A 26,237-nucleotide genomic window follows, 5' to 3' on the forward strand; every position below is an offset into this window, starting at 1 on the left:
TAAGGAGTTTTTTAATTATGACTAAACCGTTGATTACAATTTTATTGGTACTATCTGTATTAATTATTATCGCTATCTTCATGCAACCAACAAAAAATCAATCTAGCAACGTATTCGATGCAAGTTCAAATGATTTGTTCGAACGTTCAAAAGCTCGTGGATTCGAAGCAGTGATGCAACGACTAACAGGAGTAATGATTTTCCTTTGGTTACTCATTGCGATGATTCTAATGGTATTATCCAGTAAATAAGATAGGCTTAGACATTGTCTTTGCCTATTTTTTCATCTATGAGTTGTTTGATAGGGAGATTGTCACTTGTAAAGAAATCTCTCTGAAAGAAAGAAAATAAAGGAGGCTGGATGTCCAGCGCAAGATATGAAAAGTAAAATTATTGATTATTTAAAACAGGAGGGAAAAGCTCAGGTTGATCAATTAGCTCAAGCCATTGGAAGTACAGACGCCAAAGGTTTTCGTGAACTGATTAAGACCATTTCGCTGATGGAGCGACGTCGTCAATTGACCTTTGAAGAAAATGGCTTTTTAAGACTCCTTGATGCGAAGCCAAAAGGGACCATTACCGTGAAAGGCATTTTTCATGCTCATAAAAGTGGCTTTGGTTTTGTCAGCTTAGAGGGGGAAGAAGAGGATCTCTTTATTGGAAGAAATGATGTCAACCATGCCATTGATGGAGATACAGTTGAGGTTGTGATCACCAAGGTAGCTGATCGGCAAAAGGGGACAGCAGCAGAGGGGAAAATCATGGATGTCTTGGAGCATAGTCTCCAAACAGTTGTTGGCCAAATCGTTCTGGATGAAGAAAAGCCCAAGTATGCTGGCTACATCGTTTCAAAGAATCGAAAGATTAGCCAAAGGATCTACGTGAAAAAGCCAGCCCTGCAATTGGAGGGGACGGAAGTTCTCAAGGTTGCCATTGAACAGTATCCGAGTCGCAAACACAACTACTTTGTGGCCACTGTTCAAGATGTAGTTGGGCATGTGACTGATCCTGGGATTGATGTTTTGGAAGTTCTCGAGTCCTTGGATATCGTTTCAGAATTTCCAGAAGCAGTCCTCAAAGAAGCAGAAAGCATTCCAGACAAGCCAAGTGAGAAAGATATGGAGGGACGATTGGACCTTCGAGATGAAATCATCTTTACAATTGATGGTGCCGATGCTAAGGACTTGGATGATGCGGTTCACATTAAGCGCTTGGAAGGTGGGAATTTCGAACTAGGGGTTCACATAGCCGATGTCTCTTATTATGTAACCGAAGGTTCCGCCTTGGACAAGGAAGCCCTCAACCGAGCTACCTCTGTCTATGTAACCGATCGAGTTGTTCCCATGTTACCAGAGCGGTTATCCAATGGGATTTGTTCCCTAAACCCTCAAGTGGATCGCTTGACCCAGTCAGCTATTATGGAGATTGACGAGCGTGGTCGGGTTCTTCGATACCAGATTACCCAAACGGTTATTAACACGACCTTCCGGATGACCTATAGTGATGTCAATGAAATCATTGCAGGAGACCAAGAGAAGCGTGAGGAATATCAAGCCATTGTGCCAAGTATCGAAGCCATGGTTGGTCTTCATCAGATCTTAGAAGGAATGCGGGAAAAACGAGGGGCCCTTAACTTTGATACCAGTGAAGCTAAAATCCTAGTCAATCCTCAAGGAAAACCAGTCGACATCGTCTTGCGTCAACGGGGAATTGCAGAACGGATGATTGAATCTTTCATGCTGATTGCCAATGAGACAGTGGCTGAGCACTTTGCCAAACGAAAACTTCCCTTTATTTACCGGATTCACGAAGAACCCAAAGCAGAGAAGGTGCAAAAGTTTATCGATTATGCCTCTAGCTTTGGCATACCTATTTATGGGACAGCTAGTTCGATGAGTCAGGAAACCTTGCAGGATATCATGAAGAGAGTAGAAGGGGAACCTTATGCCGATGTCTTGTCCATGATGTTGCTTCGTTCCATGCAGCAGGCGCGTTATTCCGAGCACAACCATGGGCACTATGGGCTAGCAGCTGAGTTCTATACTCACTTTACCAGTCCGATTCGCCGGTATCCAGACTTATTAGTCCACCGTATGGTGCGAGAGTATGGGAAGGATTCTGAAGTAGCTAGTCATTTTGAACAGGTCATTCCAGATATTGCCAGCCAATCCTCTAGTCGGGAACGCCGTGCCATTGATGCCGAACGAGAAGTAGAAGCTATGAAGAAGGCAGAGTATATGGAAGAGTATGTTGGCGAAGAGTACGATGCTCTGGTGTCCAGTGTCGTCAAGTTTGGTCTCTTTGTTGAATTGCCAAATACCGTAGAAGGTTTGATCCACATCACCACCTTACCGGGTTTTTATCATTTTAATGAGCGCGATTTGACCTTGCGAGGGGAAAAATCAGGTGTCACTTTCCGTGTCGGTCAAGAGATCCGAATCAGGGTTGAAAGAGCGGATAAGATGACTGGCGAGATTGATTTCTCTTATATCCCTAGTGAGCTGGATCTGATTGAAAAAAGCAATAAAGCTTCTGGACGAAAAAATCGGAATGGGACCTTTAAGCGCCCTTCTTCTAAGAAAGAAGAAGGAAAGCAAGGAGGCTTTAGAGAAAACAAGCGCAAGCATTCTCCAAAAGACAAGAAGAAAAAGAGTAAGAAACCTTTTTACAAGGAAGTAGCTAAGAAAGGAGCTAAGCATGGCAAAGGGCGAGGGAAAGGTCGTCGCACAAAATAAGAAAGCAAGCCACGATTATACGATTGTTGATACCATAGAAGCAGGAATGGTTCTGACTGGTACAGAAATAAAGAGTGTTCGAGCAGCTCGCATCAACCTCAAGGATGGATTTGCCCAAGTCAAAAATGGGGAAGTCTGGCTCAGCAATGTTCATATTGCTCCCTATGAGGAAGGAAATATTTGGAACCAAGATCCAGAACGCCGTCGTAAACTCTTGCTCCATAAGAAACAGATTCAAAAACTGGAGCAGGAAACTAAAGGGACAGGGATGACTCTAGTTCCCCTAAAGGTGTACCTTAAGGATGGCTACGCCAAGCTCTTGCTGGGCTTAGCCAAAGGAAAGCACGATTATGACAAACGTGAATCCATCAAACGGCGGGAACAAAATCGTGATATTGCTCGTGTGATGAAACAATACAATACTCGTTAAAGTAAGAAATAGGAACAGATGAAGTAAGTGCCTAAAACTGTTCCTATTTTTAAATTTCTTTTCTTGAAACCGCTTGCATTTCTATCTGGATAAGGGTATACTGAAGGTAGCGTTGGTATAGTTGTCTTTTGTCGGCTTGAAAATTATTTTTTAGCCTCTTTTGTAGTCATAAAGGAGATCGACTATGAGAAAACTACTGGTCAAACTGATGATTGCTTTGATGGCCTTTGCCTTGATTCCAGTTCAAGTTGCGCAGGCCTGTTCAGCCTTCATTGTTGGGAAGGAACTCACGACAGATGGTTCCATGCTCTTTGGGCGGACTGAAGACTATCCTTATGCTCCCGATGGTGGTCGCCACAATAAAACTTATGAAGTGGTACCTGCCAAAGACTATAAGGATGGGGATATGTTGGAGGATGAATCCAACGGCTTTGCTTATCCGCACTTGAGTCATGAAATGAAATATACTGCAACTTATGATGCAGCCCATGGAGATGGTTCCAACGGAAACTTCGGGGCACACGGCTTTAACGAAGCGGGCGTTTCCATGACTTCTACCGTATCTGCAACCCCACACGATAAGATTTTGGAAGCAGACCCATTGGTGAAAAATGGCTTGGCTGAGGCTGCTATGGTGGACTTGGTTCTTCCACGTGTGAAAACAGCTCGTGAAGGAATTGAGTTGGTTGCCAAGGTACTTGATGAAAAAGGATCTGCCGAAGGAAACATCATTGTCGTAGCAGATAAGAATGAACTCTGGTACATGGAAATCCTCTCTGGTCACCAATATGTAGCCATTAAATTCCCTCAAGACCGCTATGCCATCTTTGCCAATACCTACTATCTAGGACATGTGGATTTCAAGGATAAGGACAATGTCATTGCTTCGAAAGATGTGGAAGCAGTTGCTAAAAAGGCAGATCATTACAAGACAGATAAAGATGGTAACTTCCATATCGCAGACTCTTATGGTCCAGATGAATATACCGAACGCAACCGCTCACGGACCTATGCAGGGATTACCTTGATGGATCCTAAAGCAGACGTCAAATATGATGACAAACACTTTGACCTCTTGCGCAAACCAACAGATCCTTCTAAGAAATATAGCCTAGAAGATGTTTTCGCTGAACAACGGAACCGGTTCGAACACCTCAAACAATACACACCAGATGACTTGGTGGAACCAGGTAAAGAAGTCGATACCAATAAATACAAATATGCTTTGGGAAATGAAAACGTCATTAACGCCCACGTATACCAAATCAAGAAGGACTTGCCAACTCCATTTGGAGGTGTCGTTTGGTTGGGACTCGCTCAAAGCCGTAACACCCCTTATGTGCCATTCTATGGTATTGTCAATGATACCTATGCACCATTCAAAGTTCGCTCTGCCAAATACGATCCAACTTCTTGGTATTGGGCTGTTTGGCATATTGACCAAATGGTCATGAAATACCCAGATCTCTTTGGCAATAGCATCCAAGAGAAGTGGAAAGAATTGGAAAAAGGCTGGATCAAGGAACAAGCAGCTTTGGATCAAAAATACAGTGGACTCACTGATGACCAAGCGAAAGCTACTGCAGACGAAGTAACAAGTGACTCACTTAAACGTGCGGAAACCATCTTCAAACAAATCAAGCAAGTTGAAAGTGAGATGGAAGATATGATTCGTACAGAAAAAGGCTTGGAAGCAGACTTTGTATATGATGGCTACAATAAGGCCAATCTGGTAGCAGCAGCCCAAGCTGAAAAAGATGCATCGAAAGAAACAGATAAGAAGGAAGAAACAGCTTCTAGTCAATCATCTAGCAAGGCAAGTGATTCAAATAGCAGTCTATCTGCCGTCTTAGGAGTTTTAGCTCTTGCAGGATTTGGCTTGGCAGGTTTCTACTTTAAAAAATCAAAAAAGAATGAAAATGAAGAATAAGAAGACAGAGACTGTTAGGTCAGCATCCTGTTTCAAATAGATTCTAAAAGAGTGGAATAGAAGTCTTAGTAAAAGAAGCTTGCAATTCCACTCTTTTTATTGTTATTTGCATATAATTTTTGTATGATAAAGATAAATAGAAAGAAGGAGAATAGATGGATGCCTGAAAAATTGATTGCCTATAAGCGGATGCCTTTGTGGACCAAGGATACCATGCCTGAAGCAGTCCAAAGAAAACACAATACCAAGGTAGGAACCTGGGGAAAGATTACTGTCCTCAAAGGAAAACTTAAGTTTATCGAGCTGACAGAAGATGGGGAAGAAGTAGCTAGCCATGTTTTTGAAGCAGGTGCGGATAATCCTATGGCACAACCTCAAGCTTGGCACCGTGTAGAGGCCCTTACAGATGATGTGGAATGGTTCTTGGAATTTTACTGTGAGCCAAAAGATTATTTCCCCAAAAAATATAATTGTAATCCCGTCCATTCGGAAGTGCTAGAAGCCATGGAGTCCCTTTCTCCAGGGAAAGCCTTGGATTTAGGGTGTGGACAAGGACGAAATGCTCTCTTTTTGGCCCAGCATGGCTTTGAAGTGACAGCAGTCGATCAAAATGAATTAGCACTAGAAATCCTACAAAGTATTGTAGAACAAGAAGATTTGGAAATGACTGTGGGGATCTATGATATTAACTCGGCAGCCCTAACGCAAACCTATGACTTGATTGTCTCAACAGTTGTCCTCATGTTCTTGCAAGCGGACCGCATTCCAGCGATTATTCGAAATATGCAAGACCAGACCAATCCAGGTGGCTATAACTTAATCGTTTGTGCCATGGATACAGAGGACTATCCTTGTCAGGTTCCTTTCTCCTTTACATTTAAGGAAGGTGAGCTAGCTGACTATTACAAGGATTGGGAACTCATTAAATACAATGAGAATCCAGGTCATCTGCACCGACGTGATGAACATGGCAATCGGATTTCCTTACGCTTTGCGACCATGCTAGCCAAGAAAATATAAATAGCTCTCTAGACAAGGCCCCCTTGCAGTCGTCCTTGTCTTTTTATGTCTGAAAACCTTCTGTAAATACTTGATTTTTTACAGAAAAGGAGTAGACTGTTAGTGTATCTTTCAATAATTTTGAGGAGAAGCGCGTGAAACTCTATGTTCAACTGATGATTATCTTTACCATCTCTTTAATCGGGGAAGGGATATCGACCCTCTTTCATTTGCCGATTCCAGGAAGTATTATTGGCTTACTGATTCTATTTCTTTGCTTGCAGTTGAAATGGCTTCGTATCCGCCATGTAAATCTGGTCGGATCTTTTCTCTTAGCCAATATGACTATTCTATTTTTACCTCCAGCGGTTGGGATTATGGATAAGTTTGATGTCATTAAGCCCTATTTATTTCCCATCGTTTTGATTATTCTAGGGGCTATCATCATCAATGTAACCCTCATTGCCTTAGTCGTCGGTTTTATCAAGACTCGGTATGAGGGGGATTATGAAGGAGGTAAGAAATGATGGAAAGTTTGTGGTATAATCCTCTCTTTGGGATTTCTTTATCGGTCTTTGCCTATCTGATTGGGATGATGATTTTTCGTAGCTTCCCCCATCCCATCACGACCCCTCTCTTAGTTGCTACAGTGTTGGTCATCGCCTTCTTGAAGCTGACAGGGATTTCCTATAAGGCCTATAATGTTGGGGGAACTTACCTTAGTAATTTGATTGTACCTTCAACGGTTGTCTTAGGTATTCCCTTGTATAAGAGTTTCCATTTGATAAAGCACCATGCCAAGAGTATTCTTTTAAGTAGTTTTCTAGCAGTAGTGGTCAATACAGTTTTCACAGCTGTCTTGGCTAAGATTTATGGGATGAAGTACTTTCTAGCTATTTCCCTCTTCCCTAAGTCTGTTACAACAGCTATGGCAGTAGGAATTACGGAAAAAATGCAGGGGATTACTACGATTACTTTGGTCGTCGTTGTGGCAACAGGCATTCTAACCAGTGTCTTGGGACCGACTATTCTTAAATTTCTAAAAGTAGAGGATCCTGTTGCCATTGGTTTGGCCCTTGGGGGCACAGGCCATGCGGTGGGTACTGGTGCAGCCTTTCAGTATGGTCAAGTAGCCGGGGCTATGGGAGGCTTAGCAATTGGGATAACTGGAGTTTTCTACGTCTTTGTAAGTCCCCTTGTGGCGAGCCTTATTCTTTCCTAAAAAGGTAGATAGTATTCAGAAAAAGCTTGGAATAAGTGTTCCGAGCTTTTTAGTGTACAGTTAGATAGAGATGGTTGCTTGATAATTTGAAGGTCAAATAATTTTCAGATAGATTACTAATTGATTACAGTCCTTGTAAGCGCTTGCCAAACCTTGGATCAAAAGGTATACTAAAAGAGGTTATACGGTTAATATCTAGTTAAAGGAGTTCAATATGAAGAAACGTTATGCTCGATCAGCCTTGGGCTTGATCACTGCTCTCTTCCTCTTTGCCCAACCGGTAGAGGCCTGTACAGGTTTTATCATCGGTAAGAAGTTAACAGCAGATGGGAATGCTTTGTACGGACGTACGGAGGACTTAGAACCGAACCACAATAAGAACTTTGTGGTTCGAGAACGAACTTATAACAAAAAGGGAGATGTTTTTGAAGATGCTACCAATGGCTTTAAATATGAGCTTCCGGAAGTAAGTTATAAATATACGGCTGTCCCAGATGTTACCCCAGAACAGGGTGTATTTGATGAAGCTGGTTTTAATGAGCATGGTGTGTCCATCTCAGCGACAGTCTCAGCTTCTGCGAATGAGAACATTCAAAAGGTTGATCCTTATGTAGAAGATGGCTTGGCTGAGTCTGCTCTCACCACTGTCGTTCTTCCGAGTGTCAAAACGGCTCGTGAAGGAGTCGAGCTCATTGCCAAAATTGTGGAAGAAAAAGGGGCGGCAGAAGGAAATATTGTGACGATTGCGGATAAGGAAGGAATCTGGTACATGGAGATTCTTTCTGGTCACCAATATGTAGCGATTCTCTTCCCAGAAGATCGCTATGCAGTCTTTCCAAATACCTTCTTCTTAGGACATGTCGATTTTTCAAATAAGGAACGGACTATTGCCTCCAAGGATGTTGAAAAAGTGGCCCGTGATGCAGGAACCTATAAAGAAATCGATGGGCAGTTCCATGTATCTCAATCCTACAACCCTCCTTTGCATGAGGCAGATCGTTCTCGTGTTTGGTCTGGTATTAAGTCACTGGATCCAGATGCAGATGTGAACTACGATGACGAGTATTTTGACTTGATGCATACAACGGATCGAAAATTGACGCTACGAGATGCGATGAATCTCCAACGCAATCGGTTAGAAGGAACAGACTTCAAACCACAAGATCAAATGGAGTTGGATGGAAAAGGGATTCCAGAAAAAGGGAAGTTTGATGAAGTTTATAAATACCCGATTTCGAACCCGAATGTCATGGAAGCCCATATTTTCCAATTAAAGGACAATGTTCCTGATAGTGCAGGTGGGGGGACCATGTGGTTAGCGATGGGAAGCCCACGAAATGCTCCTTACTTGCCTTACTATGGCAATATCACCAATACCTACCAAGCCTATCAAGAATTAGGAACAGCCTATAATCCCCAATCTTGGTATTGGACCATGTCTCGCATTAATGATTTAGTTGCCAAATATCCTGATTTATTCGGAGATGGGGCCATCCGTACTGAAATGGAACGCCTAGAATCTCAATGGATGGCTGAGCAAGAAATCAGTGATCAAGAACAAATCGCCCTCGCTTCACAGCCAGAGCAGGCGAGCCTAAAAGCGACAGAAACGAGCATGACTCGGGCTCAAAAGACCTTCGATCGTCTGCAAGAAATTCGTCAAGAAGCAGAAGAAAAGGTGATTGCTCAATATGGACAAGGTGCTATTGACGATTTAACAGATGAAGAAGATGCAAACCAAGAAGAAGAGATCAATTTGGTACCGTTTGACTATGACTTTGTCATTACAATTGGCTTAGCCCTTGTGACAGTGATAGGAGTAGGAATTTTCTTCATCAAATCAAAGAAAGCAAAGGGAGGTAAGAAGGATGAATAAGTTTCAACGAATATTGCTCTTCCTATTTCTGGTCTTAGCAGGGATTGGGATGGAGTTTGAGCTAGGCTCTCTCTCTCAACAAGAGTTTAGCCAAGTAGCAGGAAGAGATTTGGTATTAAATCTGCTCGTTTTAGCGGTGATTGTCGTTCCTCTTTATCTCTTTATTAAGCGACTTGCAAAAAGATTTGAGGTTCCTCTTCTTGTTTTGTGGGCGACCATGTTTGGAGGTGCTTTTGTTGCTGGCTGGCTCAGTTTTTCAGGGAACAGCCTCATTGACCATTTCAATAGTCATCTCATTCAGGATGTTAGTACCTTTAATAAATGGACAGATGCTTTGACAGCTCCTTTTGCTGAAGAATTTTTCAAAGCTCTAGTGGCTTTCTGGATCCTCTTGATTTTGGGTCGCAAGGATTTAAAATCGATTTTAATTGCCGGCTTTGGATCTGGTCTTGGTTTCCAAATCATTGAGGATCTTGGTTATGTGGCGCGTCAAACGCGATCTGGAGACATCTCAGCAGTGACAGAGGCAGTGAACCGCATTTCTGGTGGTTTAGCATCTCATGCAGTCTACACAGCTGTTGTATCTGTTGGAGCCTTTCTTATCCTATCTCAGTGCACCAAGCAAAAAGAAAAGCTCTTTGGTCTCTGGTGTGTAGTTTCCACGGTGGCCAATCACTTCTTATGGAACTCTCCATTCTATGAAACAGATCATCGGGTCAATATTTTGGTAGGCTTGCTCTTTGCTTTCCAAGTGGGAACCTTTATTGAGGTCGTTCTCTTTGCTCATAAAAATCCGAATCTAAACCTTTTAAAGAAAAACTAAGGAAAAGATTCAGTCGATATATAAGTAAAAAAGCTTAGAAACTAAGCTTCAGATTGAAAAAAGTCTTCTAAAAAACTTTCCTTAGGTGAGTACGGACGTCAGCGAACTTCTACGAAGTTCCATGACTTAGTTTTGAGCCTAAGGTCTCAAAACTACCGAGTGCCTGAAACATAATTGTTTCAGGCACTTTTCTCACGGCGGAAAGTTTTGGTTTTTTTGAATCGATTTAAAAATTGGAACTCATTTTTATTTCTTTGCAGAATCGCTTAACTTATTTTACTTTAAAATAGTTTGTCTACTTTCTAAAAGCTTAGAAACTTTTGTTTCTAAGCTTTTTTTCTAGATTTTATTTGATTTCTTCTTTTTTCTTTAGACCAAAGAAGGCTAAGACGGATGTCAACAGAGCGAGCATGTAGATAGCAGGAGAGTCGGAAGTTCCTGTTTCTGGTAGGGTAGCAGAGCCCGCTGTGAATGTTTTAGCGACTGTCACTGACAAGTGATGGTTGTTGGCCTTGATCTGTGTATCGTCTTTAGCAGATGTTAAAGTATTCTTTGTTTGGCTAGCTAGTTGATTAGGAGAATTCGTACCAACTAGAGCTGGAATGTATGTTTGATCCATTTTACTGGTAGATGGATTAGTTGGTTGAGCATTTTTACCAGTAGATGGGATAACTGGTTGGTCATTGCTTCCTGGGTAGGACTTTGGATTAGCAGGATCTGTTCCTTGTTTGATTTCCTCAATATCTGCCACACCATCTCCATCTGTATCTTTGCTAGCAGAAATAGAAATGGTACGAGAATTTGGATTGATGGTTGCATAGGCTGTGAGATCTGCCTTAGCAAGGTAATCTGCAAAGGCAACGTCCATGGAAGGACCTTCCTCACGAGCTCCACCTAACATGGTGTAGCCATCCCCTCCTGCTGCTAAGAAGTCATTGGTAGTCAAGTAGTAATCTTTAGCTAGGTTAAGAGGTTCATATTGACCGGTTTCTGGATTTTTAATTTCGATATAGAGGACGCGTTTTTCAGCTGGTAGGGTTGTATCGTAATAAACTTTTGCTCCAGAAACTTGGAGGAAGCCTCCGCTTGGTTCAAGAAGGGGTTGTCCGTTTTCGTCAAGAACAGTTTTGCCATCTTTTTCTTGTAAAATAGATCCAAGAGATTTAGCAAACATATCAGCAATATTCTGACCGGTTACTTTAATTTGAGAGATGGTATTCCCAAATGGAAGAACAGCAATGACGCTTCCTTTGGTGATTGGCTTGTCTTTGGCAATGGTCTCGCGCAAGCCGCCACCGTTGGTTACAGCGAGGTTAGTCTTATGACTAAAGCCGGTTTGACCGTATTCGTAGAGGGCATCCGCTACGACATTTCCAAGGTTGGTCTCGCGGACACGGACATTTTCCCGTTGACCATTTAGTTCTACAGGACTATTGTCACGAACGACTTTAGCATTCTCAGCATCGTATTGTTCTTTGATCTTTTGGACCATGGCAGCTACTTTGGCATTTGGCACTACATTTTTAGTTGAAGCTGCTGAAATTTGTTGAGGATTTCCAAGCAATTGGTTGGCTTGGTAGGTGATTTTACCGATATTGTTCAGGTAGCTACCGGTTTGGTTATAGGTTACGTTGTCTCCGTAAGTGGTTGATTGAACAGTATGGGAATGCCCGTCAATAACGGTGACGCGTTTACCTTTCAGTTTTGCATTTTTAGAAAGTTCCTCAGCTAAAGTAGAGCCCCGCCATTCGACTGGAGTGGTTGTATCCACACCTAAGTGAGCAAGGACAACGTAGTTTTTGTAAGTCTTGCCCTCAGCAGTAGCGCGTGCTTCAATCTCATCAATGACCTTGTTTACTTCTGAAATAGGATCTGTGAAAGTAACACCTTGGACATTCTTAGGGTGGGTTTTAGTGGCTGTTTCAGGCGTTGTCACTCCGATGACCACAAACTCATCCCCAACAACATTCTTATCTTTATCGACAATGGTGGAAGCTTCAAATAAGCGAGCACCGTTGATGTAGGTGTTGGAACTGAGAAGTGGGAAGTTTAAGATTTCTTTGTATTTCTTAGCCTCATCCAGACCAAAATCGAACTCATGGTTTCCGACTGCCATGGCATCGTAGCCAATTTCGTTCAAAATTTTAGCTCGTTCTTCACCTTTTGAACTATTTGAAATCGGTAGTCCTTGGAAGGCATCCCCAGCATCTACGACCAATGTAGATGGATTTTTCGCCCGTTCTTCATCGATGACTGCTGCTAATTTAGCATCTCCAATCACACCCTTTTCTTCGACGATCCGACCATGAACGTCGTTGGTATGTAGGATATTTGCTTCAGGCAAGTCAGCTGAATTCTCTGTAGCACCTTCTGAAGTAGCTGTACTGCCTTCTGTTGAAGCAGGAGTAGCATCCGTAGCATTTGTTGAAGTAGCAGCTACTTCAAGGTTAGTTTCAGGAGCTGTTTGCTCATCTGCAGCTACCTGGGAAGCTAGGAAGGCAGGAGCAAGCAATAAGATTGGTAAAAGAAGTTTCTTCTTTTTCATAAACGGTCCTCTTTTCTATTTCGTTCCATACTAAATATTATAGCTAAAAAGGAAAGAAAAGAAAAACGTTTTCTGACACTTGGGCAAATAATCTTGTGTGAGCATTGATGTTTCAGCTAGTTGGCCTTATCCATAAAAAAAAGAAAACTTTCGTTTTCTCATTTTCTTATTCAGTTATAGGTTGGTTCCAAGTGGTAAAGTCAGTCACACTTAATACGACCGTTGCGATTTCGATTGGTTCTTCTTTTGCACCAGTTGACAACCATTTCGTGATCACGGCTTCAATCGTAGCTGCAAAGATCTCAACAGCATACTTATAAGGAATTTGGAATTTATTAACCAAATGGTCTTTGGCGTGTGGAGTATCGTCAAGAAGTTGCAAGGTGAAATTTTTCATTAGAAAATGAAACTCTTGATAATCCATCTGCATTAAGGCATAGATAAAGTCATAATTATCTTGAATATATTGAAGTGAGGCGAGAAAATTTGCTCGATTGACAGTGCTTGTAGCGAATAGTTCTCCCAGCTCGCCTAAGAGTTCAGATTTTAGCTGGTTGAACATATCTTGTTTGTCTACATAATGGAGGTAGAAAGTACCTCGATTAATGCCTGCTTCCTTTGTTAATTGGCTAATTGTAAGGCTTTCAAGTGATTGTTCAAGAAGCAGACGTGATAGGGCGCTTCGGATAGCATTTTTAGAATTCGTTTTTCTCTTTTTTCGGGTCATAGTTCCTCCTTTATCATGTAGTTTGGTATAAATATTGTTCACTAATCATCATATTATACAGAAATCAAATTGAATCATCAACAGAATAAAATTTTAGTATCATTCTATAAGTCTAAATAGCTTAAAATCAGGTCTTATTCTTATACTGTAAAAGCCATTTTGGAAGGATTATAAAATTTTTTCCCAGATCTACTTTCAAAGGGGCTATTATATAAAAATGAATGAAAAACTTGAAATATCAGTTATTTAAACGCAAATAATAATTCATACTTATTTGTTATTATATCACAAACTAAGGAGAGGAGGGCAGATGATGCTTGGAAATTTCTATATCAGGAACTAGATAAGATCAAGCGTTTTCCTTGTCTATTTTTGCATAGAAAAGTATTAGTTTTTACTCCAACTTTCTCCATAAGTTCGTGCTTGTCATGAGCTGGTTCATTTCAGCTATTTTAGTCGTTTTAAGGGATTGATTGTCCTTGGTCTTCCGGTAAAAAAGGACTATAATAAAGATAGGAACTTGTGTTTAAGTGGGAGAAAAGATATGGCTTATATTGAGATGAAACATAGTTACAAGCGCTATCCGTCAGGAGAAACTGACATCATTGCCAATAAAGATGTTACTTTTGAAATTGAGAAAGGCGAATTGGTCATCATTTTGGGGGCATCAGGCGCAGGAAAATCAACAGTCCTCAATATTTTGGGAGGTATGGATACCAATGATGAAGGGGAGGTACTAGTGGATGGGAAAGCCATCTCGAGCTTCTCCTCGCACCAACGAACGGATTATCGCAGAAATGATGTTGGCTTTGTCTTCCAGTTTTATAATCTCATCCCTAATTTGACAGCCAAAGAAAATGTTGAGTTGGCTTCTGAAATTGTTTCTGATGCCTTAGACCCTGAACAAGTCTTGAGAGAGGTTGGATTGGGTGAGCGTTTGAACAACTTCCCAGCCCAGCTATCTGGTGGGGAACAACAACGGGTAGCCATTGCGCGCGCAGTGGCGAAGAACCCTAAGATTCTCCTTTGTGATGAACCAACAGGGGCTTTAGACTACCAAACCGGTAAACAGGTTTTAAAGATTCTTCAGGACATGTCTCGTAAAAAAGGGGCAACAGTGATTATCGTCACCCATAATGCTTCTTTAGCGCCAATAGCCGATCGTGTCATTCAGATGCATGATGCCCAAGTAAAATCGGTGACCATCCATAACACTCCACTAGATATCGATAGCCTAGAGTATTAGGGAGGTTGTTCATGAAGCGAAAAGTATATTGGAAAGATCTATGTCATTCCTTTACCAGTTCCAAAGGGCGCTTTTTGTCCATTTTAACGCTGATGATGCTGGGTACCTTAGCTCTGGTCGGTTTAAAAGTAACGACCCCAAATATGCATCGGACTGCCCAGCGCTTTATAGACCAACAAGAAATGTTGGACCTAGCTGTCATGGGAGATCTTGGTTTGGATAAGACTGACCAAGAAGAGCTACAAGGATTGACGGGGGCCAGCTTGGAGTTTTCCTACCTGACAGATGTGACGCTTGACGGAAAGGACGAAGCTGTTCGACTTTTTTCCATTCCAGAAACCATCTCACGCTTTCAGCTGGCTTCAGGACGGCTTCCGCAGAAGGAAGATGAGGTCGCTCTAGCAGCGTTTTGGAAAGATCGTTACCAGATTGGGGATCAGCTAAGGATACATGAAAAAGCTGGAAGTCCATCTGTTTTAAAGACAAAAAACTATCGAATTGTTGGCTTTGTAAAGTCTGCTGAGATGTGGTCCGAAAAAGACTTGGGCCAAGCTAGGAGTGGGAGTGGTTCCTTGGATGCCTATGGTGTCCTCTCAAAAGAAGCCTTTACTAGTCCTGTTTATAGCCTTGCTCGGATTCGGTTTGATGATTTGAGGGGGTTCAATCCATTCTCAACCAGCTATCAAGATCGTCTGGCCTCCCATCAAAAGGACCTGGAAGAACTCTTAGCTGGAAATGGTCAGGAGCGCTATCGAAAGCTGCAGGCTGATGGGAAACAAAAGATCCAAAAAGGGCAAGAAGAACTTGATGCTGCCAACAAACAGTTAGCAGACGCACGCGAAAAGGCAGGTCAAGCACAGACACAATTGACGGAGCAATCCAATAAATTGAATCAACTGTCTACACTCTTGCCCAAGGAAGAACTAGAAACAAGGCGACTCGAGTTGGCAGAAGCTCAAAAGCAACTAGATCAGCAATTGGTCAACATTCAGGCAGGTGAATCGGAACTAGCAACTAAGCAGAAGGAGCTGGAAAAGGCCAAGGAAGATCTGAAAAATATAGAGCAACCAAACTATCATGTCTATGATCGAAAAACCATTCCAGGTGGCCAGGGTTACCTCATGTATAGTAATGCCAGTGCCAGTATCTCCGCGGTAGGCAATCTTTTTCCTGTGGTGCTCTACGCAGTCGCTGCCATGGTCACGTTTACGACCATGACTCGTTTTGTTGACGAAGAACGGAGCCATGCGGGCTTGTTCAAAGCCTTGGGCTATCGAACGAAAGATATCTTAGCAAAGTTTCTCTTGTATGGCTTGGTTGCTGGAACAGTTGGGACAGGCATCGGAACTCTTCTCGGTCATTATGTTTTATCAGGAACCATTTCGCAAATTATTACGCAGGGGATGGTCGTAGGCACTAGTCGACAGTATTTTTATGAGTCTTATAGCTTATTAGCCTTGGGGCTCTCCCTTCTTTCTAGCGTCTTTCCAGCTTATCTAGTCGCAAAGAGAGAGTTGAAGGAAGAAGCCAGTCACCTCCTTCTTCCAAAACCGCCAGTTTCTGGATCCAGTATTTTGCTCGAACGCCTTCCGTTTTTGTGGAAACGTCTGAGTTTCACCCAAAAGGTGACCGCTAGAAATATTTTTCGCTACAAACAGCGGATGGTGATGACCATTTTTGGTGTTGGTGGTTCGGTTGCTCTTCTCTTTGCGGGTCTGGGTATCCAATCCTCAGTCGGTGGTGTGCCCCAACGTCAGTTTGGGGAAATCCTCAAGTACGATATGATTCTCTCGACCAAATCCAGTCTGACAGACGAAGAGGAAGAATCCTTGAAGAAGCGCTTGAAGCAAGCAGATATTAAAGAGACAGAAGCTATCTTTACCAAACAAGTGGAGGCTTCTTATCCTTCCGGACGTGGAAAACAAAGCATGACCTTAATGGTGTCCTCTAAAGACAGCTTGGAACCCTTTATCAATCTCCGCTCAGAAGAGGGAAGACTCGACCTATCCAATGGGGCGGTGATTACCAGTAAATTAGCGCAGCTGGCCAAGGTGGGCGTTGGAGATGACTTGCGGATAGATGGCCATACGATTAGGGTGGCTGCGATTACCGAAAATTATGTAGGCCATTTTGTCTATATGAATCAAGCGACCTATCAGAAAACCTATGGAAAAAGTGCTAAGATGAATGCCTATTTGGTCCGATTACAGTCTTCTTCTCAGCAGTTCGTCCAGAAGGTCAGTCGGGACATGATGGAAGAAGGGGCGGTGCTTGCTGTTACGCAAAATACTTCCTTGATTTCTCTCTTCAGTTCTGTAGCCCAATCATTGAATAAGACCATGATGATTTTAGTTCTGGTATCTATTTTGCTAGCGATGGTTATTTTGTATAATTTGACCAATATCAATGTGGCAGAACGAATCCGTGAGTTATCCACCATTAAGGTATTAGGTTTTCATCATCAAGAAGTCACCCTTTATATTTATCGAGAAACCATCCTCTTGTCTCTTGTAGGGATAGGATTGGGTTTACTAGGAGGTTTTTATCTCCATCGCTTTTTGATCGCCATGATCGCCCCAGATGCCATTCTCTTTTATCCGCGGGTGGCCCTTGGTGTCTATCTTTATCCTATGGCTGGCGTCATTCTGATCCTAGCTAGCTTAGGAATCTTGGTCAATCATCATCTTCGCAAGGTAGACATGCTGGAGGCTTTGAAATCTGTTGAATAAAAAAAGAAACTTCTACCCTAGGGTGGAAGTTTTTTAGAGCTTTGGTATAATGAGAGAAGGAGAAGAGACATGACAAAAATTGCTTTGCTTTCGGATATACATGGGAATACAACTGCTTTAGAGGCTGTGCTTGAAGATGCCAAGCGGGCAGGTGTAGAAGAATACTGGTTATTAGGGGATGTCCTTATGCCGGGGACTGGTAGACGACATCTTTTGAACCTACTTGAAGAATTGCCTATCACCGTACAGATTTTAGGAAATTGGGAAGATAGCTTGTGGCGAGCGATGAAGGGGATGCTGGATCCATCAAGGGCTAGTCACCGTTATTTGATGCGCCATTGTCAATATATCTTAGAAGAAATTAGTCCAGAAGAGATAGAGGCCATGCAAAGTCTGCCCATGCAAGTGCATCGGGAAGTTTCCGGCTTAATAGTGGGAATCACCCATCATCTGCCAGACAAAAACTGGGGACGCGAATTAATTCATATAGGAGACCAGAAAGATTTTGATCGCCTCGTAACCAATCCCCCTTGTGATCTAGCAGTCTATGGTCATATCCACCAACAATTTTTCCGATATGGAAGTGGTGGAGAGCTCATCTTGAATCCGGGTTCTATCGGCCAACCCTTCTTTTTGCAAGCCAATCTTCGAAAGGATCTCCGGGCCATGTATGCTATTCTAGAGTTTGATGAATCGGGTTTGAAAGATGTTGACTTTCGGCGGGTGTCCTATGACATTGAGAAAGAACTCCAACTCGCTAAGGATCTGAAACTACCTTACTTCCAAGTTTACTATGAAAGTTTAGTCAATGGGATCCACCATACTCATAATCATGAGCTTCTTCATGAAATAGCCCAGCGAGAGGGACACAATGTAGAAGTAGACGCATGGTTGAGAGACTTTTTTAATTAGTGTAACAGTTGACATTACAACAAATAAGGGTATAATAGACTAAAAGAAAGAACTTTAACGTCTGAAGAGTAAATGTATCTAGTTATTGATGGCTTTAGATCCAGTTTAAGACATCCCTATCTAGATGGAAGAGAGGAGTATCCATGCAAATTTCAAGTCGTTTTACCATTGGAACCCATGTATTAGTCATGATTGCTTTAAAAGGAGATTGCACCAAGGTGACCAGTGATATGATTGCTGGCAGTGTTGGGGTGAACCCGGTCATTATTCGGAAAACCTTGTCTCAATTAAAAAAGGCAGGCTTGATCCATGTGGCGCGTGGAACAGGTGGGGCCGAGATGGCCAAAGAATTGGAAGACATAAGTTTGTTAGATATCTACCAGGCGGTTGAATGCCTTGGGAAGACTGGTCAATTATTTGGTTTCCACGAGCACCCAAATCCAGCTTGTCCGATTGGAAATAGCATCCATGGCGTCCTAGATGGGAAGCTGGAAAAGATTCAATTGGCCATGGAAAAGGAAATGGCTCAGACCAGTCTCAAAGAAGTGGTGGAGCAAACCAAGAAACAGATGGAGCTAGCAACCGTTTCTTGATTTGAGTTTGTAAGAAACGTGATGTAAAAAGGCCTTTCAGTATATACTGAAAGGCCTTTTTTGTTGAATGAAATGATTTAAAGTTTATCTAATTTTTATTTTTTAATAAATAAGACACTAACTAGAATAAATCCAATTGCATAAATCCATGTCCAGTAACGATTAGGAATGAACATAAAGGAAGAACGATCGCGCAAAGCAATGCGTTGCCCTGTTTCCTCATCAATCATATACCGAACCTGATCGGAAACAAATTTTTTTGTTAGCAAATAATTGACTGCTGCAGCAAGAATCCCCAACATACATCCTAAGATGATACTATCTGTACTCTTATTTACATTAAGATGCAGGAAGGAATAAATCATATTCGCCAAAGCTCCTCCAATCATAAGAGCATGGGGAACGAGCAAGCCTTTACCAAGCCAAACAATAATTAAATAATTTCCTTATTTCCTATCTTAATCAAAATAGAGCAAGTCTTTGCTGGTTTCGGTAAAGAGGCCAAAGCCATCTTTTGTCACATAGCCACAGTCTTCAATTCGAACCCCGACTTTTCCAGGAATGTAGATGCCTGGTTCGACTGAGAAGCACATGCCTTCTTCGATGACCATGTCATTTCCTTCCATGATAGAAGGGAATTCATGCACATCCATTCCGATACCGTGTCCGAGGCGGTGGTTGAAGTATTCGCCGTATCCTGCTTTTTCAATGACGCTCCGGGCAGCACGGTCTACGTCATGTGCTGTTACACCTGGTTTGATCATATCTAGGGCAGCCTGTTGAGCTTCTAAAGTCAAGTGGTAGATTTCTTTTTTGAAATCATCTGGTTTTCCAACAGCGACTGTTCGCGTCATATCTGAAGCATAGCCATTCACCATACAGCCCAAGTCGAAGAGAAGAAGAGCATCCTTTTCAATTTTGTTGCTACCAGGAATGCCGTGAGGGTTGGCTGCATTGTTACCAGTCAAGACCATAGTTTCAAAGCTCATTTCATAGCCCAAGCGTTTGATGCCAAAGTCGATTTCTGCGACGATGTCAGTTTCTGTTTTATCCAGTGAGATAGCGTCAAATCCCATATTGACAGCCTTATCCGCATATTGACCTGCAACCAACATTTTTTGAATTTCATCAGAAGATTTGATCAAGCGCATGCGGTTAATTCGAGGGCTGAGATTGGTAAATGTTGCTTGTTCAAAGACTGAACGAAGCCCATGGTACTTGGTCAAAATCAAATTATCAAATTCCAAAGCGACCTTTTTGGCTTCTGGATTAGCGCTAGCCCCTTTGATTTTTTCCCAAGGGTTTTCAGAATCCACATACCCTACCACTTGGAAATCCACAACTGCAGTCGCCCGTTCTACCTCAAGAGCAGGGACAAAAAGAAGCGGTTCGTGGTCTGGATAGACGAACAAGAAGAGCTGACGTTCGTGGGGATCACTGTAAAATCCAGTTAGGTAATTGATAGTGACAGGATCGGATACAACAGCCACGTCTGTTTTTTCGGTTTCAAGAAATGCTACAATTTGATCTAATTTAGACATAAGCTACCTTCTTTCTATTGATAATATTTTGTCAAATTTTTCCTAAAAAATCAAGAGTTTGCAAAAAGATGTTAAAATGCTTGAAAGTGTTTACAATAAGTGATAGAATAGTTGTTATAGAAGACTGAAAACGAAATTTTCAATAAAGAAAGGAAGTAATATGAATACAGACGATACTGTAACCATTTACGACGTTGCCCGAGAGGCGGGTGTCTCAATGGCGACTGTTAGCCGTGTCGTGAACGGAAATAAGAACGTTAAGGAAAATACTCGTAAAAAAGTATTGGAAGTCATTGAACGTTTGGACTATCGTCCGAATGCAGTAGCTCGTGGACTTGCGAGTAAGAAAACCACAACGGTAGGTGTTGTGATTCCAAATATTACCAATAGTTATTTCTCTACTCTGGCAAAGGGGATCGATGACATTGCTGAAATGTACAAGTACAACATCGTCCTTGCCAACAGCGATGAAGACGATGATAAAGAAGTTTCTGTTGTCAATACTCTTTTCTCAAAACAGGTCGATGGGATTATCTTCATGGGTTACCACTTGACAGAAAAGATTCGTTCAGAATTCTCTCGTTCTCGGACACCGGTGGTCCTTGCTGGGACAGTTGATGTCGAACATCAATTGCCAAGTGTCAATATCGATTACAAGCAAGCGACAGTAGACGCGGTTACACTATTGGCTAAACGAAATAAAAAGATTGCTTTTGTAAGTGGACCATTAGTAGATGATATCAACGGTAAGATTCGCTTGGCTGGCTACAAAGATGCTTTGAAAGCAAAAAAATTGTCTTACAGTGAAGGCTTGGTCTTTGAGTCTAAATACCGCTATGAAGAAGGCTATAACTTAGCTGAACGCATCATTGCATCTAAAGCAACAGCAGCCTTTGTAACTGGGGATGAATTGGCAGCAGGTTTGCTTAATGGTCTTGCTGATCAAGGTGTGAACGTACCGGAAGATTTTGAGTTGATTACCAGTGATGATTCACAAATTACACGCTACACTCGTCCAAATCTTTCAACTGTTGGCCAACCACTTTATGATTTGGGGGCTATCAGTATGCGGATGCTGACAAAAATTATGCATAAGGAAGAATTGGAAGAAAGAGAAGTTCTTCTTGCCCATACCATCAATCATCGTGGAACTACGAAGAAGTAAAAATCAAAGGAAGCCAAGGCTTCCTTTTTTCTTGTCTCTGCATGAATCTCCGGTAAAACTTGAAGGGGTCTGCTAAATTAGGTATAATAGAGGGTATGAAAGTATTACTGTATTTAGAAGGAAAATCCGTTTTACAAAAATCGGGGATCGGTCGAGCTCTCCAACACCAGATGCATGCCTTGGATTTGGCTGGAATCCCCTACACCACAGATATTTTAGGAGACTACGATGTCGTTCATATTAATACCTATGGTCCTCGGAGTTTGTTGCTATTGCATGCTGCCAAACGTCGAGGGAAAAAGGTCATTATGCATGGACATTCCACACGGGAAGATTTCCAAAATTCATTTATTGGGTCCAATTTGTTTGCTCCCTTATTTGGCAAATATTTGGCTCATATGTATAAAAAAGCCGATTTTATTATTACCCCTTCAGAGTATTCGAAACAACTGATTCAGTCCTACGGGGTCAAGACTCCAATTGTCGCTGTTTCTAATGGGATTGATTTGTCTAAATATAAAAAAGATCCCAAAAAAGAAGAGGTTTTTCGGAAGCACTTTAATATCCAAGAAGGAGAGAAGGTCGTTTTATGTGCGGGTCTCTACTTTAGACGAAAAGGGATTGAAGACTTTGTAGAAGTGGCTCGGCGGATGCCAGATGTCCGCTTTATTTGGTTGGGGTCGATTAATAAATGGTTGATTCCTCGGGCTATTCGTCGTCTGGTCGAGAAAGATCATCCGAGCAATGTTGAATTCCCTGGCTATTTTAAGGGAGCTGTATTCCAAGGGGCCATGACAGGTGCGGATGCCTTCTTCTTCCCGTCTTACGAGGAAACGGAAGGAATTGTTGTCCTAGAGGCCTTAGCGGGTCACCAGCATGTCGTCCTCCGGGATATTCCAGTTTATCATGGTTGGGTGGACCAAGAGTCAGCAGAATTGTGTCATTCAGTGGATGAGTTTGTGGACTCTCTTGAAAAAGTCTTGTCTGGTCAAGTGGACAAGCGCGACGCAGGGGATCGAGTAGCTCAAAGTCGCTCAATTGATTTGGTAGCGGATCAACTAGTGAAAGCCTACCAGCAAGTATTGGAGATGTAATATGCGTATTGGATTATTTACAGATACTTATTTTCCACAGGTATCGGGGGTTGCGACCAGTATTCGAACCCTTAAAACAGAATTGGAGAAATTGGGACATACTGTTTTTATCTTTACGACGACGGATAAGGATGTCAACCGCTATGAAGACTGGCAAATTATCCGCATTCCAAGTATCCCTTTCTTTGCTTTTAAGGATCGGCGGATTGCTTATCGCGGCTTTACCAAGGCTTTGGCCATTGCCAAACAATACAAACTGGATATGATCCATACACAGACGGAGTTTTCTTTAGGACTACTCGGGGTTTGGATTGCTAAGGAGCTTCGGATTCCAGTAATTCATACCTATCATACCCAGTATGAAGATTATGTGCGTTATATTGCCAAGGGGATGGTTATCCGACCAAGTATGGTCAAATACATTGTTCGTGGTTATATGAATGACTTGGATGGGGTCATCTGTCCGAGTGAGATTGTCTATGATCTCTTGCTGAAATACAAGGTCAAGGCTGAAAAACGGATTATTCCAACAGGAATCGAGCTGGCGAAGTTTGAACGACCTGAAATCACACAAGTGGAGACGCAAGCCCTTCGTGAAAAATTAGGGATTCAAGAGGGTGAAATTATGCTCTTGAGCTTGTCACGGGTTTCTTACGAGAAAAATATCCAAGCCGTTATTGCGGCTTTGCCTAAAGTGCTAGAAGAAAATACGCATATTAAATTGATTGTGGCTGGAGATGGGCCTTATCTGGATGATTTAAAAAAACAAGCGGCCAAGCTTGGTGTATCAGATACGGTTGTCTTCACAGGGATGATTCCACCAAACGAAACAGCTCTGTACTATAAAGCAGCAGATTTCTTCATTTCAGCTTCGACTAGTGAGACGCAAGGCTTGACCTATTTAGAGAGTATCGCTAGTGGGACACCCCTAATTGCTCAGAGTAATCCTTACTTAGATAATGTGATCAATGATCGGATGTTCGGAATCTTGTATGACCAGGAAGAAGATTTGGCAGCAGCTATTTTAGAAGCGACCTTAGCCACACCAGAGAAGGATGAGGCTAAGTGGGAGGAGAAGCTTTATGAAATTTCTTCGACAAATTTTGGTCGCAGGGTCTATGAGTTCTATCTAGACGCTATTATATCGAAAGATTTTTACAATGAACGTCATCCTGAGGAAAGCCGTACCAAACGGGTGACCAAGTCTATTGTGAAAATTCCGCAAAAGGTTATCGCTATGCCTGTGAATGGGTCTGTGAGAATCATGAAGGGCTCCTTTAAACAGGTTAAGAAAATCCGTCATATCACCAAGTTGTTGGATTAGATGGGAGTTTTTTTCTCTTGCAAAAATTTTCAATCGTGCTATAATACTAGTCAGAGACATATCAAATCTAGGAAATCTGTTAGAGAGCGCGTGGAGCTGGAAATCGCGTAGAGGATAGATTTGGGACTACTCGGTGAACTTTTTATGCAAACATAAAACGGTGGCTACGTTAGAGCCAATCAGAGGTGTCCCTCTTTTTTGAGGAACATAAATGAAGGTGGAACCACGTTGCGACGTCCTTTCGAGGAGGTCGCTTTTTTGTTTTTTTGATGAAGAAATCAAAAAGAGTTTCACCATAACTAAGATATTTAAAAATTTATAAGGAGAAGATTATGATTAAGATTACTTTCCCAGATGGCGCTGTTCGTGAATTCGAATCTGGCGTTACAACTTTTGAAATTGCCCAATCCATCAGCAATTCCCTAGCTAAAAAAGCTCTTGCTGGTAAATTTAACGGCAAACTCATCGATACTACTCGTGCTATAACTGAAGACGGTAGCATCGAAATCGTGACACCTGATCACGAAGATGCCCTTCCAATCTTGCGTCACTCAGCGGCACACTTGTTTGCCCAAGCAGCTCGTCGTCTCTTCCCAGACATTCACTTGGGTGTTGGTCCAGCTATCGAAGATGGTTTCTACTATGATACAGACAACCAAGCTGGTCAAATCTCTAACGAAGATCTTCCTCGTATCGAAGAAGAAATGCAAAAAATCGTGAAAGAAAACTTCCCATCTATTCGTGAAGAAGTGACAAAAGATGAAGCCCGTGAAATCTTCAAAAACGACCCTTACAAGTTGGAATTGATCGAGGAACACTCTGAAGACGAAGGTGGCTTGACCATCTACCGTCAAGGTGAGTATGTAGACCTTTGCCGTGGTCCTCATGTCCCATCAACTGGTCGCATCCAAATCTTCCACCTTCTCCATGTAGCTGGTGCTTACTGGCGTGGAAATAGCGACAATGCTATGATGCAACGGATTTATGGTACAGCTTGGTTTGACAAGAAAGACTTGAAAAACTACCTTCAAATGCGTGAAGAAGCTAAGGAACGTGACCACCGTAAACTTGGTAAAGAGCTTGATTTGTTCATGATTTCTCAAGAAGTTGGTCAAGGTCTACCATTCTGGTTGCCAAATGGTGCGACAATCCGTCGTGAATTGGAACGCTATATTGTCGACAAGGAGTTAGCTTCTGGCTACCAACACGTTTACACTCCACCACTTGCTTCTGTAGAGCTTTACAAGACTTCTGGTCACTGGGATCACTACCAAGAAGACATGTTCCCAACTATGGATATGGGAGATGGGGAAGAATTCGTCCTTCGCCCAATGAACTGCCCACACCACATCCAAGTCTTTAAACACCATGTTCACTCATACCGTGAATTGCCAATCCGTATCGCTGAAATCGGAATGATGCATCGCTATGAGAAATCTGGTGCCCTGACAGGTCTTCAACGGGTGCGTGAAATGTCTCTTAATGACGGTCACCTCTTTGTGACTCCAGAACAAATCCAAGAAGAATTCCAACGTGCCCTTCAGTTGATTATCGATGTATACGGAGACTTCAACCTAAACGAGTACCGTTTCCGTCTCTCTCTTCGTGACCCTCAAGATACTCACAAGTACTTTGATAACGATGAGATGTGGGAAAATGCCCAAACCATGCTTCGTGCTGCCCTTGATGAAATGGGCGTTGACTACTTTGAAGCTGAAGGGGAAGCAGCCTTCTACGGACCAAAATTGGATATCCAGGTGAAGACTGCCCTTGGAAAAGAAGAAACCCTTTCTACGATTCAGCTTGACTTCTTGCTTCCAGAACGCTTTGACCTTAAATACATTGGAGCTGATGGTGAAGAACATCGCCCAGTTATGATCCACCGTGGAGTTATTTCAACCATGGAACGCTTCACAGCGATCTTGATTGAGAACTACAAGGGTGCCTTCCCAACATGGCTTGCACCACACCAAGTGACTCTTATCCCAGTTTCTAATGAAAAACACGTGGACTACGCTTGGGAAGTAGCGAAGAAGCTTCGTGACCGTGGTGTCCGTGCTGATGTGGATGAACGTAATGAGAAAATGCAATTCAAGATCCGTGCATCACAAACTAGCAAGATTCCTTACCAATTGATCGTTGGTGACAAGGAAATGGAAGATGGAACTGTCAACGTTCGTCGCTATGGACAAAAAGAAACAAACACTGTGTCAGTAGATGAGTTTGTAGCAGCTATCCTAGCTGATATCGCCAACAAATCTCGTGTTGAGAAATAAAACGATCACAGTCTGAGAAACATTTTTCAGTAAGAAAAAGCAACAACTGAAATAGTTGTTGCTTTTTTAT

General features: G+C 42.3%; 21 protein-coding genes. 17 read left to right on the forward strand and 4 right to left on the reverse strand.

Translation table 11 applies throughout. The features are described from left to right. Positions 1-17 precede the first annotated feature (17 nt). The 9 genes from secG to HMPREF9421_RS04835 all read left to right on the forward strand — a co-directional run bounded on the left by secG (position 18) and on the right by HMPREF9421_RS04835 (position 10,015). Positions 18-251: a preprotein translocase subunit SecG gene (gene secG, locus HMPREF9421_RS04795; RefSeq protein ID WP_006595869.1), complete on the forward strand. Its 234-nt coding sequence runs from the start codon at positions 18-20 to the stop codon at positions 249-251. A 126-nt stretch (positions 252-377) separates the two neighbouring features. Further along, complete coding sequence (gene rnr / locus HMPREF9421_RS04800; protein WP_006595870.1) at positions 378-2,735, forward strand: ribonuclease R; 2,358 nt, start codon at positions 378-380, stop codon at positions 2,733-2,735. Continuing rightward, on the forward strand, positions 2,698-3,165 hold the full coding sequence (gene smpB / locus HMPREF9421_RS04805) for an SsrA-binding protein SmpB (protein ID WP_006595871.1): 468 nt from the start codon (positions 2,698-2,700) through the stop codon (positions 3,163-3,165). The genes rnr and smpB overlap by 38 nt, the downstream gene beginning before the upstream one ends. A 184-nt stretch (positions 3,166-3,349) precedes the next feature. Then, positions 3,350-5,095: a C69 family dipeptidase gene (locus HMPREF9421_RS04810; RefSeq protein WP_006595872.1), complete on the forward strand. Its 1,746-nt coding sequence runs from the start codon at positions 3,350-3,352 to the stop codon at positions 5,093-5,095. Between the two features lie 159 nt (positions 5,096-5,254). Further along, the gene (gene tehB / locus HMPREF9421_RS04815; protein ID WP_006597336.1) at positions 5,255-6,115 is read left to right on the forward strand and encodes an SAM-dependent methyltransferase TehB; all 861 of its coding nucleotides are present in this window, start codon (positions 5,255-5,257) and stop codon (positions 6,113-6,115) included. Between the two features lie 134 nt (positions 6,116-6,249). Continuing rightward, complete coding sequence (locus tag HMPREF9421_RS04820) at positions 6,250-6,621, forward strand: CidA/LrgA family protein (RefSeq protein WP_006595874.1); 372 nt, start codon at positions 6,250-6,252, stop codon at positions 6,619-6,621. Then, positions 6,621-7,316 (forward strand): LrgB family protein, encoded by a 696-nt coding sequence (locus HMPREF9421_RS04825; RefSeq protein WP_040803232.1) that lies wholly within the window; start codon positions 6,621-6,623, stop codon positions 7,314-7,316. The genes HMPREF9421_RS04820 and HMPREF9421_RS04825 overlap by 1 nt, the downstream gene beginning before the upstream one ends. A gap of 214 nt (positions 7,317-7,530) precedes the next feature. Further along, positions 7,531-9,192 (forward strand): C69 family dipeptidase, encoded by a 1,662-nt coding sequence (locus tag HMPREF9421_RS04830; protein WP_006595876.1) that lies wholly within the window; start codon positions 7,531-7,533, stop codon positions 9,190-9,192. Next, positions 9,185-10,015, forward strand: a complete 831-nt coding sequence (locus tag HMPREF9421_RS04835) for a PrsW family glutamic-type intramembrane protease (RefSeq protein WP_006595877.1) — start codon at positions 9,185-9,187, stop codon at positions 10,013-10,015. Before HMPREF9421_RS04830 ends, HMPREF9421_RS04835 begins: the two co-directional genes overlap by 8 nt. Positions 10,016-10,361: 346 nt before the next feature. On the opposite strand, the gene nt5e is transcribed toward HMPREF9421_RS04835, so the two are convergent. Together nt5e and HMPREF9421_RS04845 are read right to left on the reverse strand one after the other, a co-directional pair. Then, a complete protein-coding gene (gene nt5e, locus HMPREF9421_RS04840; protein ID WP_006595878.1) occupies positions 10,362-12,560 on the reverse strand; it encodes a cell surface ecto-5'-nucleotidase Nt5e in 2,199 nt (732 codons plus the stop codon). A gap of 166 nt (positions 12,561-12,726) precedes the next feature. Beyond that, positions 12,727-13,287 (reverse strand): TetR/AcrR family transcriptional regulator, encoded by a 561-nt coding sequence (locus tag HMPREF9421_RS04845; RefSeq protein ID WP_006597026.1) that lies wholly within the window; start codon positions 13,285-13,287, stop codon positions 12,727-12,729. A 544-nt stretch (positions 13,288-13,831) separates the two neighbouring features. On the opposite strand from HMPREF9421_RS04845, the gene HMPREF9421_RS04850 reads away from it, so the two are divergent. The 4 genes from HMPREF9421_RS04850 (at position 13,832) to HMPREF9421_RS04865 (ending at position 18,767) form a co-directional block, all read left to right on the forward strand. Next, positions 13,832-14,533: an ABC transporter ATP-binding protein gene (locus tag HMPREF9421_RS04850; protein ID WP_006597027.1), complete on the forward strand. Its 702-nt coding sequence runs from the start codon at positions 13,832-13,834 to the stop codon at positions 14,531-14,533. Positions 14,534-14,544: 11 nt separating this feature from the next. After that, entirely contained in the window at positions 14,545-17,262 is a 2,718-nt protein-coding gene (locus tag HMPREF9421_RS04855; RefSeq protein WP_006595881.1) for an FtsX-like permease family protein, read from the forward strand. A gap of 69 nt (positions 17,263-17,331) precedes the next feature. Beyond that, on the forward strand, positions 17,332-18,174 hold the full coding sequence (locus HMPREF9421_RS04860; RefSeq protein WP_006595882.1) for a metallophosphoesterase family protein: 843 nt from the start codon (positions 17,332-17,334) through the stop codon (positions 18,172-18,174). Between the two features lie 143 nt (positions 18,175-18,317). Beyond that, positions 18,318-18,767, forward strand: coding sequence for an Rrf2 family transcriptional regulator (locus HMPREF9421_RS04865; protein ID WP_006595883.1), 450 nt, complete (start codon positions 18,318-18,320; stop codon positions 18,765-18,767). Positions 18,768-18,862: 95 nt separating this feature from the next. On the opposite strand, the gene HMPREF9421_RS04870 is transcribed toward HMPREF9421_RS04865, so the two are convergent. Together HMPREF9421_RS04870 and HMPREF9421_RS04875 are read right to left on the reverse strand one after the other, a co-directional pair. After that, on the reverse strand, positions 18,863-19,132 hold the full coding sequence (locus tag HMPREF9421_RS04870; protein WP_231911649.1) for a cytochrome O ubiquinol oxidase: 270 nt from the start codon (positions 19,130-19,132) through the stop codon (positions 18,863-18,865). A 93-nt stretch (positions 19,133-19,225) separates the two neighbouring features. Then, positions 19,226-20,308, reverse strand: a complete 1,083-nt coding sequence (locus tag HMPREF9421_RS04875) for a M24 family metallopeptidase (RefSeq protein ID WP_006595885.1) — start codon at positions 20,306-20,308, stop codon at positions 19,226-19,228. A gap of 160 nt (positions 20,309-20,468) precedes the next feature. On the opposite strand from HMPREF9421_RS04875, the gene ccpA reads away from it, so the two are divergent. The 4 genes from ccpA (at position 20,469) to thrS (ending at position 26,167) form a co-directional block, all read left to right on the forward strand. Then, complete coding sequence (ccpA, locus tag HMPREF9421_RS04880) at positions 20,469-21,473, forward strand: catabolite control protein A (protein ID WP_006595886.1); 1,005 nt, start codon at positions 20,469-20,471, stop codon at positions 21,471-21,473. 95 nt (positions 21,474-21,568) lie between these two features. Further along, the gene (locus HMPREF9421_RS04885; protein WP_006597024.1) at positions 21,569-22,567 is read left to right on the forward strand and encodes an LTA glycolipid anchor biosynthesis glycosyltransferase, IagA/BgsA family; all 999 of its coding nucleotides are present in this window, start codon (positions 21,569-21,571) and stop codon (positions 22,565-22,567) included. Position 22,568: 1 nt separating this feature from the next. Further along, positions 22,569-23,891: a glycosyltransferase family 4 protein gene (locus HMPREF9421_RS04890; RefSeq protein ID WP_006595888.1), complete on the forward strand. Its 1,323-nt coding sequence runs from the start codon at positions 22,569-22,571 to the stop codon at positions 23,889-23,891. A gap of 332 nt (positions 23,892-24,223) precedes the next feature. Then, a complete protein-coding gene (gene thrS / locus HMPREF9421_RS04895; protein ID WP_006595889.1) occupies positions 24,224-26,167 on the forward strand; it encodes a threonine--tRNA ligase in 1,944 nt (647 codons plus the stop codon). The last annotated feature ends 70 nt before the right edge of the window (positions 26,168-26,237 follow it).

Origin of the sequence: Streptococcus australis ATCC 700641 (assembly GCF_000186465.1) — a bacterium.
Classification (GTDB): domain Bacteria; phylum Bacillota; class Bacilli; order Lactobacillales; family Streptococcaceae; genus Streptococcus; species Streptococcus australis.